This window comes from Stenotrophomonas sp. 99219_Sma (genome assembly GCF_056480785.1).
This window is the reverse complement of record NZ_CM151117.1, coordinates 1,769,860-1,784,065: the sequence shown is the minus strand read 5'-3', so window position 1 is coordinate 1,784,065 and position 14,206 is coordinate 1,769,860. Positions and strand designations below refer to the sequence as shown.

Here is a 14,206-nt window from a genome sequence, read left to right as displayed (position 1 = left end):
CCTCGCCCGCGTGCTAGCGTTGCGCGGCTGCTGATACCCCCTTACCCATGCTCAGACATCTTTCGATCAAGGATTTTGCCGTCGTCCGCGCCACCGAACTGGAGTTCGGGCCAGGCATGACCGTGGTTTCAGGCGAGACCGGCGCCGGCAAGTCGCTGATGGTCGACGCGCTGGGCTTCCTGTCCGGCCTGCGCGCCGACAGTGGCGTGGTCCGCCACGGCGCTGCGCGCGCCGAACTTTCCGCCGAATTCGCGCTGGACCAGCTGCAGGCCGCGCGCCAGTGGCTGGCCGACAACGAGCTGGACGACGAGGAACAGTGCCAGCTGCGCCGCGTGATCCGCGCCGATGGCGGTTCGCGGGCGTGGATCAATGGCCGCCCGGTGACCCTGGCCCAGCTGGGCGACCTGGCCTCGTTGCTGGTGGAGATCCATGGCCAGCACGAACAGCAGGCCCTGCTGACGCGCCCGTCGCAGCTGGCCCTGCTGGACGCTTATGCCGGCAACGAGAACGAGCGCCGCCAGGTGCGCCGCGCCGCCGCGGCCTGGCAGGCTCTGGTCGATGAATCGCTGGCGCTGTCGCAACAGGGCGACGTCAGTGACCGGATCGGCTTCCTGGAGCACCAGCTGCGCGAACTGGACCGCGAAGATCTGGAACCGGAGTCGATCGTCGCACTCGGTGCCAGCCACCGCCGCCAGGCCCACGCCAGCGCCCTGCTGAGCGCCTGCCAGGCGGCCAGCAACCAGCTCAATGGCGACGACGGCAGTTCCGCGCTGGACCTGCTGCAGCAGGTGCGCCACGAGCTGTCGCGCCTGATCGAACACGACCCGCGCCTGGGCGAGGTGGACGGCCTGATCGAGAACGCCTCGATCCAGCTGCACGAAGCCCTGTCGCTGCTGGACCGCGTGCATGACGACCTCGACGCCGACCCGGAGCAGTTCGAGGAGAACGAGCGTCGTCTCGGCCGCCTGCACGACCTGGCCCGCAAGCACCGCGTGCCGATGGACGAGCTGGGCGCGCAGCGCGAGCGCATGCATGCCGAAGTCGAACAGCTGCGCGGCGCCGACGAACGCCTGCAGCGCCTGGCCGGCGAAATCGACAAGGCCGCTGCGGCCTGGCGCGTACAGGCCGAGGTGCTGACCGCCAGCCGTCGCAGCGCCGCTGCCGAACTGTCGGCCACCACCACCGGCATCATCGCCGAGCTGGGCATGGGCGGTGGCCAGTTCCTGATCGAACTGGAGCCGCAGGACGCCGGCAAGCCCGACCCGCAGGGTGCCGAGCGCGTGGAATTCCTGGTGGCGGCCAACGCCGGCCAGCCACCGCGCGCCCTGCGCAAGGTGGCCTCCGGCGGTGAACTGTCGCGCATCTCGCTGGCCATCGAAGTGGCCGCGCTGGACCTGGATGCGGTACCGACCATGGTGTTCGACGAGGTCGACTCCGGCATCGGCGGCGCGGTGGCGGACATCGTCGGCCAGAAGCTGCGCGCCCTTGGCGAGAAGCGCCAGGTGCTGTGCGTGACCCACCTGCCGCAGGTCGCCTCCAAGGGCCATGCCCACTACCGGGTCAGCAAGGCCCCGGTGGAAGGCATGACCCAGAGCGCAGTGGAAAAGCTGGACAGCAAGGCGCGCGAGGAAGAACTGGCGCGCATGCTCGGCGGCGTGGAAGTGAGCAAGGAAGCGCGTGCCGCCGCACGCAAGCTGCTGCAGGTCTGAGGCCTGTTCGCGGTTATCCACGCATGGCGTGGATCTACAACGCGCGAGGTAGTGCCGGCCGCTGGCCGGCAACCCAACACAGGTGAACGAAGATCATGAGGTTGCCGGCCAGCGGCCGGCACTACCCCCGTGGCCGCGCCAGATCCACCGTTTCCACCAGGAAATCGAGGAAGGCGCGCACCCGCAGCGGCAGGTAGCCGCCCTGCCCCAGGAACACCGCGTGCACCTCTTCCAGGTCACCGGGGTTGGCCTCTTCCAGCACCGGCAGCAGGCGTCCGGCGGCGATGTCCTCCTGCACCTGGTAGGTCGCCAGCCGCGCCATGCCCAACCCGCCCAGCACCAGCTGCCGCAGAGCGTTGCCATTGCTGGCGCGGGCATTGCCACTGGGCAGCACCATCCGCTCGCGTCCGTCCTGCAGCAGCGGCCAGCCCTGCATCGCACGCGCATGGCCGATGTCCAGACGGTTGTGCGACTGCAGCTCCTCAGCGTTGCGCGGCAGGCCGTGCCGCTGCGCATAGGCCGGCGCGGCCACGATCATCATCCGCGTCGCGCCCAGCCGTCGCGCCACCAGACTGGAGCTCTTCAGCGGGCCGGCCCGCACCGCCACGTCGGTGCGCTGCTCAAGCAGGTCGATCACCTCGTCGTTGAGGGTCAGATCCACCCCCACCTGCGGGTTGCGTTCGAGGAACGCCGGCAGCAGCGGCAACAGGAAATGCTGGCCGAACGGCACGTTGGAATTGACCCGCAGGCGTCCGCGCGGCTCGGCATGGGCGCTGGCGCAGCGCTCGGCCTCCTCCAGGTCGGCCAGCACGCGCAGGCCGCGCTCGTAGAACGCGCAGCCTTCCGGGGTCAGCTGCAGCTGGCGGGTGGAGCGCTGCAGCAGGCGCGTACCCAGCCGTTGCTCCAGCCGGGCTACCAGCTTGCTGACTGCCGACGGCGTCATGTCCAGGGTACGGGCCGCGGCGGAGAAGCCACCGGTCTCGATCACCCGCACGAACACTTCCAGTTCGCCGGATCGGTTGATGTCGGGTCGCGCCATGGCGATGAATCCAGTTCACAGATGATTATCCATGCGCAGTCTAGTTCACAGATCGACGGAGAATCACCATGGCCCTCCCTCCTCCCGGGATTGCCCGATGAACCGCCTCAGCCAGCTCACCGCGACCGCCTTGATCGCCCTCTCCAGCGCAGCCAGTGCCGCCCCGGCCCCGCACTGGGTCGCCAGCTGGCAGGCCAGTCCGCAACCGGTCTGGGGCGCCGATTTCCTGTTCCCGACCCTGGTCCCGGCCACGCTGCAGGACCAGACCTTCCGCCAGACCGCGCGCATCAGCCTGGGCGGGCCCCGGCTGCGGGTGCGGCTGAGCAATGCCTACGGCACCCAGCCGCTGCGGATCGGGGCGGCCAGCGTGGCCGCACACGCCGGTGTCACCCCGCAGCCGCTCAGTTTCGACGGCCAGCCCGGCGTATCGATCGAGCCCGGTCAGGAACGGCTGAGCGATCCGCTGCCACTGGCCACGGATGATCGCCAGGCGTTGCAGATCAGTGTCTTTGTGCCGGAACCGATGCCGGTACAGACGTTCCATTGGGAGGGCAGGCAGACCAGTTGGATTGCGCCCGGCGACCAGAGCCTGACCCAAGCTCTGAGCGGGGCCAGCAGCACCACTGCCCGCCTGTTCCTGGCCGGCATCGAGGTCGAGGCCGCTGCCAGCGCACGCAGCGTGGTGGTGATCGGCGACTCGATTACCGATGGCGCCACCGCCAGCCTCGATCAGGACCAGCGCTGGACCGACCATCTGGCGGCGCGTCTGGCACCGCGGGGCGTTGCCGTGGTCAACGCCGGTATTTCCGGGGGGCGGCTGCTGCGCGATGGCATGGGCGAATCCGCCCTGGCCCGCTTCCGGCGTGACGTGCTGGATCAACCAGGCGTGGTCAGCGTAGTCGTGCTGATCGGCATCAATGACATCAGCTGGCCCGGCACCGCCTTCGCCCGGAACCAGGCCCGGCCCACGCTGGCCGAACTGCAGGCGGGGTATCGCACCCTGGCCGAGCAGGCCCATCGGCGGGGTCTACGCATCCTCGGCGCCACCCTGACGCCGTTCGCCGGCGCCCTGCCCGGCACGCCGCTGGACGACTACTACCAGCCGGACAAGGAGGCCCTGCGCCAGCAGCTCAATGCCTGGCTGCGCAGCGACAGCCCGTTCGATGCAGTGATCGACCTGGATCCGGCGCTGCGCGACCCGGCCGATCCGTCACGGATGGCCGCCGCCTACGACTCCGGCGACCACCTGCATCCGGGCGATGCGGGTAACCGGGCCATGGCCGAGGCGGTGGATCTGGAGGTGTTGATGGGGCCCCTCACACATGGCGCGGATCTGCCGTAAGCAACGAAAAACCCCGGGAAGGCCCGGGGTTTCGTCGCATACAGCTGGCCCGAACGGCTTACTTGCGCTTCTTGCGCACGTACAGCACCAGCGAGTGCTCTTCCAGCTCATAGCCGTGGTCTGCGGCGATCTTGCGCTGCAGCTCCTCGATCTCGTGGCTTTCGAACTCGATGATCTTGCCGCTGTCCACGTCGACCATATGGTCGTGGTGGCCGCCACGGTCCAGCTCGTAGACGGCCTGGCCGCCTTCGAAATTGTGCTTGAGCACGAGGCCGGCGGCCTCGAACTGGGTCAGCACCCGGTAGACCGTCGCCAGGCCGATCTCGTCGCCATGCTCGAGCAGCTGGCGGTAGATGTCTTCGGCGGTCATGTGGTGCTGGGCATTGCGCTGTTCAAGCAGCGCCAGGATCCGCATCCGTGGATGGGTCACCTTCAGGCCGACTTTTCGCAGGTCGTGGGTTTCCATAGGTCTCCGTTCATTGGCGATTTAGCGCCAGCTGCCTCGGATTGGGTCGCGGTGGCACGCCGGGAGTGTATCATCGGTTTGATTTCCCCAACCGCCAGTCCCGATGCGCAATCTCCTGTTGGTCGCCGCCGTCGCCCTGTCCACCACCGGGTGCGGCATCATCTACAAGCAACCCATCTATCAGGGCAACCTGATCCGGGAAGATGCCGTGGCCAAGCTGCAGGTCGGGCAGAGCAAGCAGCAGGTCACTGCGCTGCTGGGCACCCCGTCCATTCCGGACCCGTTCCACGCCCAGCGCTGGGACTACACCTCCAGCCAGCGCGTGAACCGCCTGGGCCGTACCGAGGTGAAGAACTTCACCGTGTTCTTCGACAATGACAACGTGACCCGCTGGGAAGGCGATTACTTCCCGGGTAACGACAAGGCCCTGGCCCAGCAGACCGTGCGCCAGTTCGGCCGCAATCTGCCGAAGGACAAGAAGAAGAAGGGTCGCTGACGCCCCCTGCCCGTCCTCGCGGACGGGCGACAGGAATCAACCGCCGAGCGCGCGACGCCGGCGGTTGTCCTTGGGGTCGGCCTGCAACGGGCGTAGCAGCTCGATGCGGTCGCCATCCAGCAGCACCTGCTGCGGGCGCGCCAGCAGCCCATGCACGGCCGCCGCCGGGCAGTCGGCACTGCCTTCCAGCGCAGCAGCGGCAATGGCCTCGGCCACGGTCGCGCCCTCGTCCAGCTGCAACCGGCGCGAAAGCACCCGCTGCGGCCAGGCCAGCACCACCTCGACCTCGATCATCGCTCAGGCCTCGTCGGCAACGCGGATGAAGTCGTTGACCATGCGGTCGGCCAGGCTCTGGAAGCCCAATGCCAGCGCCGGACCGAGCAGGCGCGAACTGGGCTCGAAGTCCAGGGTCAGGGTGACCTTGCAGGCATCTTCGGCCAGCGCATGGAACTCCCAGCGGCCGTGCAGCTGCTTGAACGGGCCATCGCGCAGCTGCATATCGATGCTGTGCGGGCGCTGCAGTGTGTTTTCAGTCTGGAACCAGGTGCTGAACGAGCCCAGGCCCAGGTCCAGGCGCGCTACCAGCCGGTCCTCGCCCTGCTCCAGGATCTGGGCAGCCGAACACCAGCGGAAACGGCGCGGATAGGCCTGGACATCATTGACCAGGTCGAACATGCGCGCGGCCGAATGTTCGACCAGGGCGCTGCGGCGGATAGTAGGCATGAATACAGGACGTTTCGGCAATCGACCGGGCGGGCCCGAATCGGAGACAATACGGAAATGAGCAAGAACAGCGGCAAGGATAAAGCAAAGAGCGCGACGGCCAACAAAACCATCGCGTTGAACAAGCGTGCCCGCCACGAGTACCACATCGAAGACCGCTTCGAAGCCGGCCTGGCCCTGCAGGGCTGGGAGGTGAAATCGATCCGTGCTGGCCGCGGCAACATCGTCGACGCCTACGCCTACGTGAAGGATGGTGAGATCTTCCTGATCGGCGCGCAGATCACTCCGTTGATCCAGGCCTCGACCCATGTCGTGGCCAACGACCGGCGCGATCGCAAGCTGCTGCTGCACCGGAGCGAGATCGACAAGCTGGTCGGCAAGGTCGAGCGCGATGGCTACACGATCGTGCCCACCGCGATGTACTGGAGCAAGAACAAGATCAAGCTCGAAGTCGCGCTGGCCAAGGGCAAGCAGACCCACGACAAGCGCGATGCCGCCAAGGACCGCGACTGGGCGATCGAGAAGCAGCGCGTGATGCGTCGCGGCAACCGCGACGCGTAAGGCGTCTGCGCATCACCCTGTAGAGTCGAGCCATGCTCGACTGCCTTGGCTTCTGTAGAGCCGAGCCATGCTCGGCTTCGGTAAGAAAAGCAGTCGAGCATGGCTTGTATGTTCCTCCCGGCTCCTACGCGGTATGTAGGAGCCAGGGTGGAGGGACCGTCAAGCATGCATCTGCGGATACTAGCCGACAGACGAGTCGAGCGATCCCCATCCCGCACACGAACGTCGATAAAGGATCGTACGGCCCCCAAAGGGGATCGTCGATGTAGGCAAGCTAACGTCGGTGCGGTACCACCCCAGCCCCTTAAAGATAGCTGGGAGCCGTACAAATGTCTGATTCTCTCGATATTGGCGTGGACGTGGACTCCAAGGAGTTCGTACCGGCAGTGGCCGACCGCAAGGCCGGCGACAGGATCGCCAACACCCGGGCCGGCATAGCCCAGTGGCTCAACACCTTGCCCCAGCGATGCCGGATTGGCATGGAGGCGACGGGGCGGTACTACGAGTTGTTGGCTCGGATGGCTGGCCAGGCAGGCCACGTTGTCTATGTGATCAATCCACGTCTGATCAAGCACTACGGCCGGGCGACGGGCTCGCGTGGCAAGACGGACGCCATGGACGCCGAAGCGATCGCCCGGTACGTGAAGAAGGAGAGCGATCGCCTGCGTGAATACGTACCGCGTACCGACGAGCAGCAGCAGATGCACGATTTGCTGCGCAAGCGGCAGACGCTGGTAAAGACACGCGCGCGCCTGGAGCAATCCTTCGGGGTAAGCAAAAGTGCCCCCGGGGAGCTGTCAGATCTGTTCTGCGCTCTGGCTGGGACGCTGTCCGAGCTGGAAAGCGAACTGCAGCGCTTGGGTCGCGATGGAGAGCATGGCACGCTCTACAAGCGCCTGTTGACCATCCCTGGTATCGGCCCCGCCGTCGCCGCTCACCTGATTTACTACATGACGCGCTGGCCGTTGGCCAACGCCAACGCGTGGATCGCCTGCACGGGCCTGGATCCCCGGCCCAACGAGTCTGGCGGCAGAACGGGACGGCGTCGGCTGTCCAAACAGGGCGCGCCAGTGCTGCGCCAGATGCTCTACATGGCCGCAATGGGGCTCAAGCGGTGTCGCCGGGGGCAACCGCTCTACGACGAGCTGTCAAAACGCGGTCACCCCAGCACCGCCGTCTTCAACATCCTGGCCAGAAAGCTGGCCAGGATCGCCTGGGGTGTCTTCAAAAGCGGCCGGGACTTCGATCCGGCCATGCTGAAGGTGGGTCAAGCCTGCTTCCAGCAGGCTTGACCACGAACATAGGATCTCGACTCTACAAAAGGCAGGTCACCCCGCCAGCATGCCCTGCCTGCGCATCCGCGGCGACAGCGCCGCGTGCATCACCGCCAGGTGCATCACTACCGCCAGCTCCGGTGCGTAACGGTCATCGCCCAAGCGCCACTGTTGGGCCAGGTTCGCGGCATCAGCCGGCAGCAACGCCAGCAACTGGGCGTCGTCCAGTGCATCGGCCGCGCCCTGCAGCTGGCGCGCCATCTGTCGCGACTGCCACACATGCACGCCGATGCTGAGACTGGCCAGCGACATCAGCACCACAGCCAGCCCGTGCTCGAACCACTGCGACAGCACTTCCGGCCCCCACAGCAGGGCGGCCAGCACTGCCAGGCCCGGCAGGCGCCACCCCAGCCAATGGATGCGGCCGCGCTGCGACCAGTGCACCACCACCGCGCTGGCGACCAGTGCCGCAGCTGCCGTGGCCGGCAACTCCGTCACCCAGGTGGCCGCCAGCAGCACCGCCAGCACCGCCCAGACCCAGCCCGGCGGCAACGCACGCCGCTGGTAGTCGGCACCGACCGGCCCGATCAGCTGCCGCAGGCTGCGTTGTTGGCTTGCATCGGTCACCCGTGGTCTCCGTGTCTGTCCTGGCTCGGATGGTCATCGCCAGTGTGTCGCAAATTCGTGCCCACGAAGTTAGCAATCCGCTATGACAGACGCTCTACAACAAGTTGCGGATTGACAGGACGCGCGGCTCGCCCGCAGCGCTCACCCCGCCGACAGATCCTTGCTGAGGAACACCCTGCATGTGCCGACCGGATCGCATGGCACCCGGCCGAACACGACCCATCCATGCTTCACATAGAAGTCGGGCGCCTGGAAGCTGAGGGTGTACAGCACGCCGGAACGGCAACCGCGACGCCGCGCTTCATCCTCTGCGGCCTTCAGCACACGCGACCCCAGCCCGTTGCCGCGATGGGCCGCTGGCAGATGGAACAGATCCACGAACCACAGGCCCAGTGAGGTTCGCCCGGTAAGGCCCCCTACTACCTTGCCGCTGGCCGGATCGGTAACCAGTACCGCCAGCGCGCGTCGATCGGCACACCCTGCAGCCTCCAGATTGAACTGGTCCAAGCCAGTGCCAATCACCTCCAGCGCTTCGTCGCTGGGTTCATCTGTTACTGCAACGTCTAGCGTCATGGCGTCCTTCCACTGGCTCAACTTCAGGAATCTGGATGCTATCAAGCCTGATCGCACCTACGCCGGCCCGCTTCAGCGTTTGGCGCTATTGCGGCCCGTCTTGAGCACAGACCGATGCCACTGCCTTCAACAACGGATCGGCCTGCAGCCCTGGTGCAGGACCCGTTGCCGGAAACGCTGCCGCGAGGGCCTTCGCCGCACGATCTGCGTGTGGCTGGATGCACCAGGACGATTCAGCCGACAGCATGCCAGCGCGCACCTCTTGCCCGATCCGATACTGTCCCCAGTTGCCGGGGCTGACGGAAATGGCCATGAGCCCCCGTGGAGTGATGTCCGCAAATTCGAGCACGGCGTCCCAAGGGATCGCAACGTGCCAATCAGCTGGGAGACGGACGCTCACCCGCGTGACTGTTCAGGAAGATTGCCGTAAGATCCGTCTCGTTGGGCAGGGTCAGTGTCAGCTTTTATGACGGCATTGGCCCCAAAGCCTTGCAATGCTTGAAGAAACCGGGGGTGCATTGGTTTCGACGGGGGTTGTGAAGTCGCCTGGCGCATGCCGAGGGGGTAGCTTTCCTCGTAAATCCAGCTGCAAAACTCTAGTTGCCAACGACGACAACTACGCTCCGGTCGCTCTCGCAGCCTAAAAACTGCGGTGCGTGACCTTCTGCCGACTTAGGCGGAGCCTCGAAACTGCTTGTGTCCATGCTCGCAGCGTAGAGTCATTATCATGGAATCGCGCTGGGCGGCTGCCTGTCAGTCCGGCACTAGAACACAACAGGCTGGTTCCCGGGTGCGCTTTGCACACCGTGCTGCTCGGGGATGAGATTCAACGGTGAGCTAAGCATGTAGTGCTGGGGATGGAGTGCCTTCGGACGGCGGTTCAATTCCGCCCACCTCCACCAACGAACGGTTCGTCAAGGACCGGAGAAGCCCGGAAATTCCACCAGCGTGGGTTTCCGGGCTTTTTTATTGGCTGCTCTACGCCGCTGCGAAGTTCGACGCCCCGGCGCAATCGCGGTCCGATGCCGTCAAGCAATGTCGGCAACCGCCATCTTCTCTCGCTTTCGACATCACTAAACCACTTCAGAAATTTCCCACCCTCTCCTTGGGGGGGATGTGTCCGCGAAGCCGTTCGTCCTTGGTCGCCATCAAAAGGAGACCACGGGACACCTGCACCCTTCACATCCAAGCCGAGCCCGAAGGGCACGGCCTGCTCGACACATCTTCCACAAAGGAACTGTATCCATGCGTACGTCGCTTCGGGTTTCCCTTGCCAGCGCCATCACCCTGGTCCTGGCCAGCGCCCCCGCCTTCGCCCAACCCACCGAACGGGTATGGACGCGAGGCATGGCCAGCAACGAGCAGTACAGCAGTTTCATCGTCAAGTACCGGGACGGCAGCAGCAAGCGCGTCTCCGCCACCACCGCGCAGGATGCGCTGAAGAAGCGCCTCGGCGTCCAGCAGCGCAGCAAGCGTTCGATCGGCAACGCACCGCCAGCAGCCGCGTCCGTAACCCATCAACGCCGCATGGGCGGCGGGGCCGACGTGGTCACCACGGACAAGCCACTGGACCTCCCGGAAGCGCAGATCCTGATGCAGCGCATCGCCGACGATCCGGACGTCGAGTATGTGCAGCCGAACTACATGATGAGCGCATTCGCCACACCGAACGACCCACGCTACGGCGAGCAGTGGCACTACAGCAATCCGACCAGTGGCGCGCGCCTGCCCGGCGCGTGGGATCGCTCCACTGGCCAGGGCGTGGTGGTGGCTGTGGTCGATTCGGGCTACCTCAACAACAACGACCTGCAGGCCAACCTGCTGCCGGGCTACGACATGATCTCGTCGACCCGTCCGTTCAGTGATTGGCAATGCATCATCGGCGGAATGAATCCCGGCTGTGGCGGCTCCGACGATGGCGATGGACGCGACGCGGATGCCTTCGATGCCTCGGGCATCGCACACGGCACCCACGTCGCTGGAACGGTCGCTGCGGTGACCAACAACCAGATCGGCGTGGCCGGCGTGGCCTACAACGCGAAGGTCGTGCCGGTACGCGTACTCGGCAACCAGGGCAATGGCGGTTCCGCCGACATCATCGATGGCATGCTCTGGAGTGCCGGTATCAACGTGCCCAACGTCCCGGCCAATGCGAACCCGGCCGAAGTCATCAATCTCAGCCTGGGCGGCCGCCGCGCCTGCTCGCCGGCCGAGCAGGATGCAATCGACGACATCACCGCGCAGGGCACGATCGTGGTGGTCGCCGCCGGCAACAGCAATCTGGATGTGTCCGAGTTTGCTCCGGCGAACTGCAAGGGCGTGATCGCGGTGGCTGCCAACGATCAGGGCGGGCGACGCGCGTTCTACTCCAACTATGGCGCAGGCATCCATATCACCGCACCCGGTGGTGAAACCTGGTCCTGCCGCGCGTCCGTCGGCGAGTTCCTGCCGCTGGCCACGCCGCCTAGCCAGGCCAACTGCGCCCCGACCCGTCAGCATCCGGCACAGGGCATCCTGTCCACGGTGGGTAACAACGCCTTCGACTTCATGTCCGGCACTTCGATGGCGGCGCCTCACGTCGCTGGCATCGTCGCGCTGATGCAAGCGGTGGCGCCGGTGCCAAAGACCACCGACCAGGTCAAGGACATCCTGCGTCGCACTGCGCACCCGATCGCCGCAGCGAACTGCCCGGGTGGCTGCGGGCCAGGCATCATTGACGCGGCCGAAGCCGTGAAGGCAGCCAGCAACTGATGGCATGGCGCAGCGGCCCGGCAAGGTCGCTGCGCCCTCCTCCGTTCCTCAGTTCACGTCTGCCGGAAAGCGGCATCGCTTCACCAGCAGCATGCCCAGCATCGGCGCCAGCGCGAAGGTGGCAAACAGCCACCGGGCCGCACGCGCGGTTCCCTCGGCCCCGCCCGGCTCGATCAGTCCCGCTGCATTGGCGACCATCCCGGCAAGCGCTGCCCCGGCCGCGGTGGCGAACAGCTGGATGGTGGTGATCGACGCACCGGCGCGCTCCTGTTCCTCCGGCGGTGCAGAGGTCAGAACACGTGTCAGCAGGTGAGGCCAAGCCAGACCCACGCCGATCCCGATGACGGCCAGCGCCACGCAGATCGGCACCATCTGCAACCACGTACCGCTGCCCGCAGCCGGCACCCGCAGCGCCAGCCCGATCATGCCCACCCACCCCAGCGCCGGGCCGATCATCAACGCCCGGTCAACGGCGCGCCCGCTGAAGCCGGAGCCGACCAACGACCCGAGCGTCCAACCGGCCGCCATCAGCGCCGCGAGGTAGCCCGCAGCAAGCGGTGATTGCTGATGCAGCACCTGCAGGAACAGTGGCACGAAGACCTCGCCGCTGGTGATCATCACCACCAGCAGCGACATCAGCCCATACAACGCGGCCAGCCGCGAGCGGAGCCGGAGAGCGCCGGAAGGAAGCAGCGTCTGCTTCGCTCGGGACTCGATCCTCACCAGCACCACTACGAGGAACACGGCCATCACGATGCCGATGAAATTGTTGACTGCGCTCGAGGATGTACTGCCTAGGGAGACGCTGATGACGGCCAGGGTCAGCAGCAGGATCTGCAGCCACGGGACCGAAGACCTGGCCGCAGCTGAAGACGATGCCTCCCTCTGCGGAAGGACGTTCGACGCCAGCAGCGCGAACAACACGGCAACCGCGGTGACCGACCAGAATGCGGCCCGCCATACGCCCCATTCGGCGAAGACGCCGCCCACCGCAGGCCCGATCAACGTCGCCACGCCCCACATCCCCGAAACCAGGGCCATCGCGCGGGGCCAGAGCGGTTCTTCGAACGCGAGCCGGATCATGGCGTAGGCCAGTGCGAACAGGAAGCCGCCGCCAACACCCTGCACCAGCCGCCCCACCAGCATCATCGGCATCGAGGTCGCGAGCGCGCAGATCACGGCACCGGCTGCGAAGATGAGCGTCGCCAGTGCATAGCTTCCACGAGGCCCGGCACGTTCAAGCAGCTTGATCGACAATGCCGACCCCAGGATGGACGCGACCACGAAGAGCGTGGTGTTCCATGCGTAGAGATCCAGGCCACCGATGTCCTCCACCACGGTTGGCAACATGGTGGTGGCGATGTAGACGTTGACCGCATGCAGTGCGACCCCGCCCGCCAGGGCAAGTGAGCGCACTGCATTGCGGCCGGACAGGAGATCGCCCCAGCGGGTGCCGGGGACGGCGATGCCTTGCTGTTCCATTTTCGTTCAAACCTATGATTCATGACCTGCAGCCCAGGGTTCACATGCAGGAAAAAGGGAACTGCCTTATAAAACCTCATGTATTGATGAGGTCAAGGAACCCCGGCCATGAAGATCGATGTCAGCGTTCCGCTTTCCGTGGGCGAAGTCGCGCGTCGCAGCGGGGTCAGCATTGCCACCGTCCACTTCTATGAAGCCAAGGGACTGATCCATGGCTGGCGCAACAACGGCAACCAGCGCCGCTACCGCCGCGACGTGCTGCGGCGCATTGCCGTGATCAAGGTCGCACAGCGTGCAGGCGTTCCCTTGGCCACGATCAAGATCGCGCTGGATGATCTTCCAGCCGAACGGGCGCCCAGTTCGAAGGACTGGGCAAGGCTGTCCAGCAACTGGCGCGACATGCTGAACGAGCGCATCCGCAGCCTGGTCCAGCTGCGCGACCAGCTTGACGGCTGCATCGGCTGTGGTTGCCTGTCACTGAAGGACTGTCCGTTGCGAAACCCTGGCGACCAGTTGTCACAACGCGGCGACGGGGCCGTCTTGCTTGAATCGGACGACGGCAGCCGGAATGGGTCATGATCCATTGCTGCACGCGGCACTGACTGGAACATCGCACAATGAGGCGGCATCCTCCGTCCGTGTTGCTGCCCACTACCTACAGAAGGACCTGCGATGAGAATCGTGATCATCACCTCTGCCCTGCTCCTGGCTGCTTGTGCCGCGACCCCGGCTGCGCACGCGGCTGCACCCGCCATCGCGCCGCCCGGCACCGCAACACTCGAAGCCCTGCTGGCCTGCAAGGCAGGCTCGACCTTCAGCGAAGCCGAGGCCATCGATGCCCTGCAGGCAGCCGGCCTGGCCAGGAAGCCTGGTGGCACGTTCGAGCCGGAAACCACGCCGGTCGCCCTGTTCGGCGGTACCGTCACCCATGCCGACGTGAATGTCGCCGAGGGCGAGAAGAGCATCTTCGTCTACTTGAACGGTGTCGACCCCAAGCGCCTGGCCAAGACCTGGTCGGTGACCACGGTCAACGAATACGCCAACACCGAAGCACCGTCCTACGTGAAGCGCGTCGACAAGCACCACACCCTGCACGTGATTGCCGGTGATGATTACGAAGGCTATTCCGCTGCCGTGAAGTGCCAGATCACACCGTGACGGCC

General features: G+C 65.8%; 15 protein-coding genes and 1 other RNA gene. 9 read left to right on the top strand and 7 right to left on the bottom strand.

The genetic code is table 11. The annotated features are described in order from the left end of the window. Window positions 1–47: 47 nt before the first annotated feature. Window positions 48–1,709, top strand: a complete 1,662-nt coding sequence (gene recN / locus ACZK13_RS08260) for a DNA repair protein RecN (protein WP_032128288.1) — start codon at window positions 48–50, stop codon at window positions 1,707–1,709. A gap of 121 nt (window positions 1,710–1,830) precedes the next feature. On the opposite strand, the gene ACZK13_RS08255 is transcribed toward recN, so the two are convergent. After that, on the bottom strand, window positions 1,831–2,748 hold the full coding sequence (locus tag ACZK13_RS08255) for a LysR family transcriptional regulator (protein ID WP_049400304.1): 918 nt from the start codon (window positions 2,746–2,748) through the stop codon (window positions 1,831–1,833). A 97-nt stretch (window positions 2,749–2,845) separates the two neighbouring features. Between ACZK13_RS08255 and ACZK13_RS08250 the strand changes: the two genes are divergently transcribed. Further along, a complete protein-coding gene (locus tag ACZK13_RS08250) occupies window positions 2,846–4,090 on the top strand; it encodes an SGNH/GDSL hydrolase family protein (protein WP_478482415.1) in 1,245 nt (414 codons plus the stop codon). A 58-nt stretch (window positions 4,091–4,148) separates the two neighbouring features. Here ACZK13_RS08250 and fur read toward each other — a convergent pair whose 3' ends face one another. Then, the gene (fur, locus tag ACZK13_RS08245) at window positions 4,149–4,556 is read right to left on the bottom strand and encodes a ferric iron uptake transcriptional regulator (protein WP_005409235.1); all 408 of its coding nucleotides are present in this window, start codon (window positions 4,554–4,556) and stop codon (window positions 4,149–4,151) included. Between the two features lie 103 nt (window positions 4,557–4,659). Between fur and ACZK13_RS08240 the strand changes: the two genes are divergently transcribed. After that, the gene (locus tag ACZK13_RS08240; protein WP_010484453.1) at window positions 4,660–5,052 is read left to right on the top strand and encodes an outer membrane protein assembly factor BamE; all 393 of its coding nucleotides are present in this window, start codon (window positions 4,660–4,662) and stop codon (window positions 5,050–5,052) included. A gap of 36 nt (window positions 5,053–5,088) precedes the next feature. On the opposite strand, the gene ACZK13_RS08235 is transcribed toward ACZK13_RS08240, so the two are convergent. Beyond that, window positions 5,089–5,346 carry an RnfH family protein gene (locus tag ACZK13_RS08235; protein ID WP_032128285.1) on the bottom strand — a complete coding sequence of 86 codons (258 nt, stop codon included), beginning with the start codon at window positions 5,344–5,346 and terminating at the stop codon, window positions 5,089–5,091. A gap of 3 nt (window positions 5,347–5,349) precedes the next feature. Then, window positions 5,350–5,775 carry a type II toxin-antitoxin system RatA family toxin gene (locus ACZK13_RS08230; protein WP_010484449.1) on the bottom strand — a complete coding sequence of 142 codons (426 nt, stop codon included), beginning with the start codon at window positions 5,773–5,775 and terminating at the stop codon, window positions 5,350–5,352. A 57-nt stretch (window positions 5,776–5,832) separates the two neighbouring features. Here ACZK13_RS08230 and smpB point away from each other — a divergent pair, with 57 nt between their 5' ends. Further along, on the top strand, window positions 5,833–6,336 hold the full coding sequence (smpB, locus tag ACZK13_RS08225) for an SsrA-binding protein SmpB (RefSeq protein WP_010484447.1): 504 nt from the start codon (window positions 5,833–5,835) through the stop codon (window positions 6,334–6,336). Window positions 6,337–6,665: 329 nt separating this feature from the next. Beyond that, window positions 6,666–7,628 carry an IS110 family transposase gene (locus tag ACZK13_RS08220; protein ID WP_478451066.1) on the top strand — a complete coding sequence of 321 codons (963 nt, stop codon included), beginning with the start codon at window positions 6,666–6,668 and terminating at the stop codon, window positions 7,626–7,628. Window positions 7,629–7,664: 36 nt separating this feature from the next. Here the strand turns inward: ACZK13_RS08220 and ACZK13_RS08215 are convergent, their stop codons facing one another. Beyond that, complete coding sequence (locus tag ACZK13_RS08215; RefSeq protein WP_032128284.1) at window positions 7,665–8,237, bottom strand: hypothetical protein; 573 nt, start codon at window positions 8,235–8,237, stop codon at window positions 7,665–7,667. A 141-nt stretch (window positions 8,238–8,378) separates the two neighbouring features. Beyond that, on the bottom strand, window positions 8,379–8,810 hold the full coding sequence (locus ACZK13_RS08210; protein WP_346485746.1) for a GNAT family N-acetyltransferase: 432 nt from the start codon (window positions 8,808–8,810) through the stop codon (window positions 8,379–8,381). 509 nt (window positions 8,811–9,319) lie between these two features. Here ACZK13_RS08210 and ssrA point away from each other — a divergent pair. Both ssrA and ACZK13_RS08200 read left to right on the top strand, forming a co-directional pair. Next, window positions 9,320–9,712, top strand: a transfer-messenger RNA (tmRNA) gene (gene ssrA, locus ACZK13_RS08205). Window positions 9,713–10,055: 343 nt separating this feature from the next. Then, on the top strand, window positions 10,056–11,561 hold the full coding sequence (locus ACZK13_RS08200; protein WP_223224726.1) for a S8 family serine peptidase: 1,506 nt from the start codon (window positions 10,056–10,058) through the stop codon (window positions 11,559–11,561). A 48-nt stretch (window positions 11,562–11,609) separates the two neighbouring features. Here ACZK13_RS08200 and ACZK13_RS08195 read toward each other — a convergent pair whose 3' ends face one another. Further along, window positions 11,610–13,043 carry an MFS transporter gene (locus ACZK13_RS08195; protein ID WP_478482414.1) on the bottom strand — a complete coding sequence of 478 codons (1,434 nt, stop codon included), beginning with the start codon at window positions 13,041–13,043 and terminating at the stop codon, window positions 11,610–11,612. Between the two features lie 108 nt (window positions 13,044–13,151). On the opposite strand from ACZK13_RS08195, the gene soxR reads away from it, so the two are divergent. Together soxR and ACZK13_RS08185 are read left to right on the top strand one after the other, a co-directional pair. Beyond that, a complete protein-coding gene (gene soxR, locus ACZK13_RS08190; protein WP_032128280.1) occupies window positions 13,152–13,622 on the top strand; it encodes a redox-sensitive transcriptional activator SoxR in 471 nt (156 codons plus the stop codon). A 93-nt stretch (window positions 13,623–13,715) separates the two neighbouring features. Continuing rightward, window positions 13,716–14,201, top strand: coding sequence for a hypothetical protein (locus ACZK13_RS08185; RefSeq protein ID WP_125895152.1), 486 nt, complete (start codon window positions 13,716–13,718; stop codon window positions 14,199–14,201). The last annotated feature ends 5 nt before the right edge of the window (window positions 14,202–14,206 follow it).

Bases quoted from the DNA above. Each gene is read 5' to 3' on its own strand.
- ACZK13_RS08210 (WP_346485746.1), bottom strand. From the start codon at position 8,810: ATGACGCTAGACGTTGCAGTAACAGATGAACCCAGCGACGAAGCGCTG.
- ACZK13_RS08185 (WP_125895152.1), top strand. From the start codon at position 13,716: ATGAGAATCGTGATCATCACCTCTGCCCTGCTCCTGGCTGCTTGTGCC.
- ACZK13_RS08230 (WP_010484449.1), bottom strand. From the start codon at position 5,775: ATGCCTACTATCCGCCGCAGCGCCCTGGTCGAACATTCGGCCGCGCGC.
- ACZK13_RS08220 (WP_478451066.1), top strand. From the start codon at position 6,666: ATGTCTGATTCTCTCGATATTGGCGTGGACGTGGACTCCAAGGAGTTC.
- ACZK13_RS08250 (WP_478482415.1), top strand. From the start codon at position 2,846: ATGAACCGCCTCAGCCAGCTCACCGCGACCGCCTTGATCGCCCTCTCC.
- ACZK13_RS08200 (WP_223224726.1), top strand. From the start codon at position 10,056: ATGCGTACGTCGCTTCGGGTTTCCCTTGCCAGCGCCATCACCCTGGTC.
- fur (WP_005409235.1), bottom strand. From the start codon at position 4,556: ATGGAAACCCACGACCTGCGAAAAGTCGGCCTGAAGGTGACCCATCCA.
- ACZK13_RS08235 (WP_032128285.1), bottom strand. From the start codon at position 5,346: ATGATCGAGGTCGAGGTGGTGCTGGCCTGGCCGCAGCGGGTGCTTTCG.
- ACZK13_RS08195 (WP_478482414.1), bottom strand. From the start codon at position 13,043: ATGGAACAGCAAGGCATCGCCGTCCCCGGCACCCGCTGGGGCGATCTC.
- recN (WP_032128288.1), top strand. From the start codon at position 48: ATGCTCAGACATCTTTCGATCAAGGATTTTGCCGTCGTCCGCGCCACC.
- soxR (WP_032128280.1), top strand. From the start codon at position 13,152: ATGAAGATCGATGTCAGCGTTCCGCTTTCCGTGGGCGAAGTCGCGCGT.
- ACZK13_RS08255 (WP_049400304.1), bottom strand. From the start codon at position 2,748: ATGGCGCGACCCGACATCAACCGATCCGGCGAACTGGAAGTGTTCGTG.
- ACZK13_RS08240 (WP_010484453.1), top strand. From the start codon at position 4,660: ATGCGCAATCTCCTGTTGGTCGCCGCCGTCGCCCTGTCCACCACCGGG.
- smpB (WP_010484447.1), top strand. From the start codon at position 5,833: ATGAGCAAGAACAGCGGCAAGGATAAAGCAAAGAGCGCGACGGCCAAC.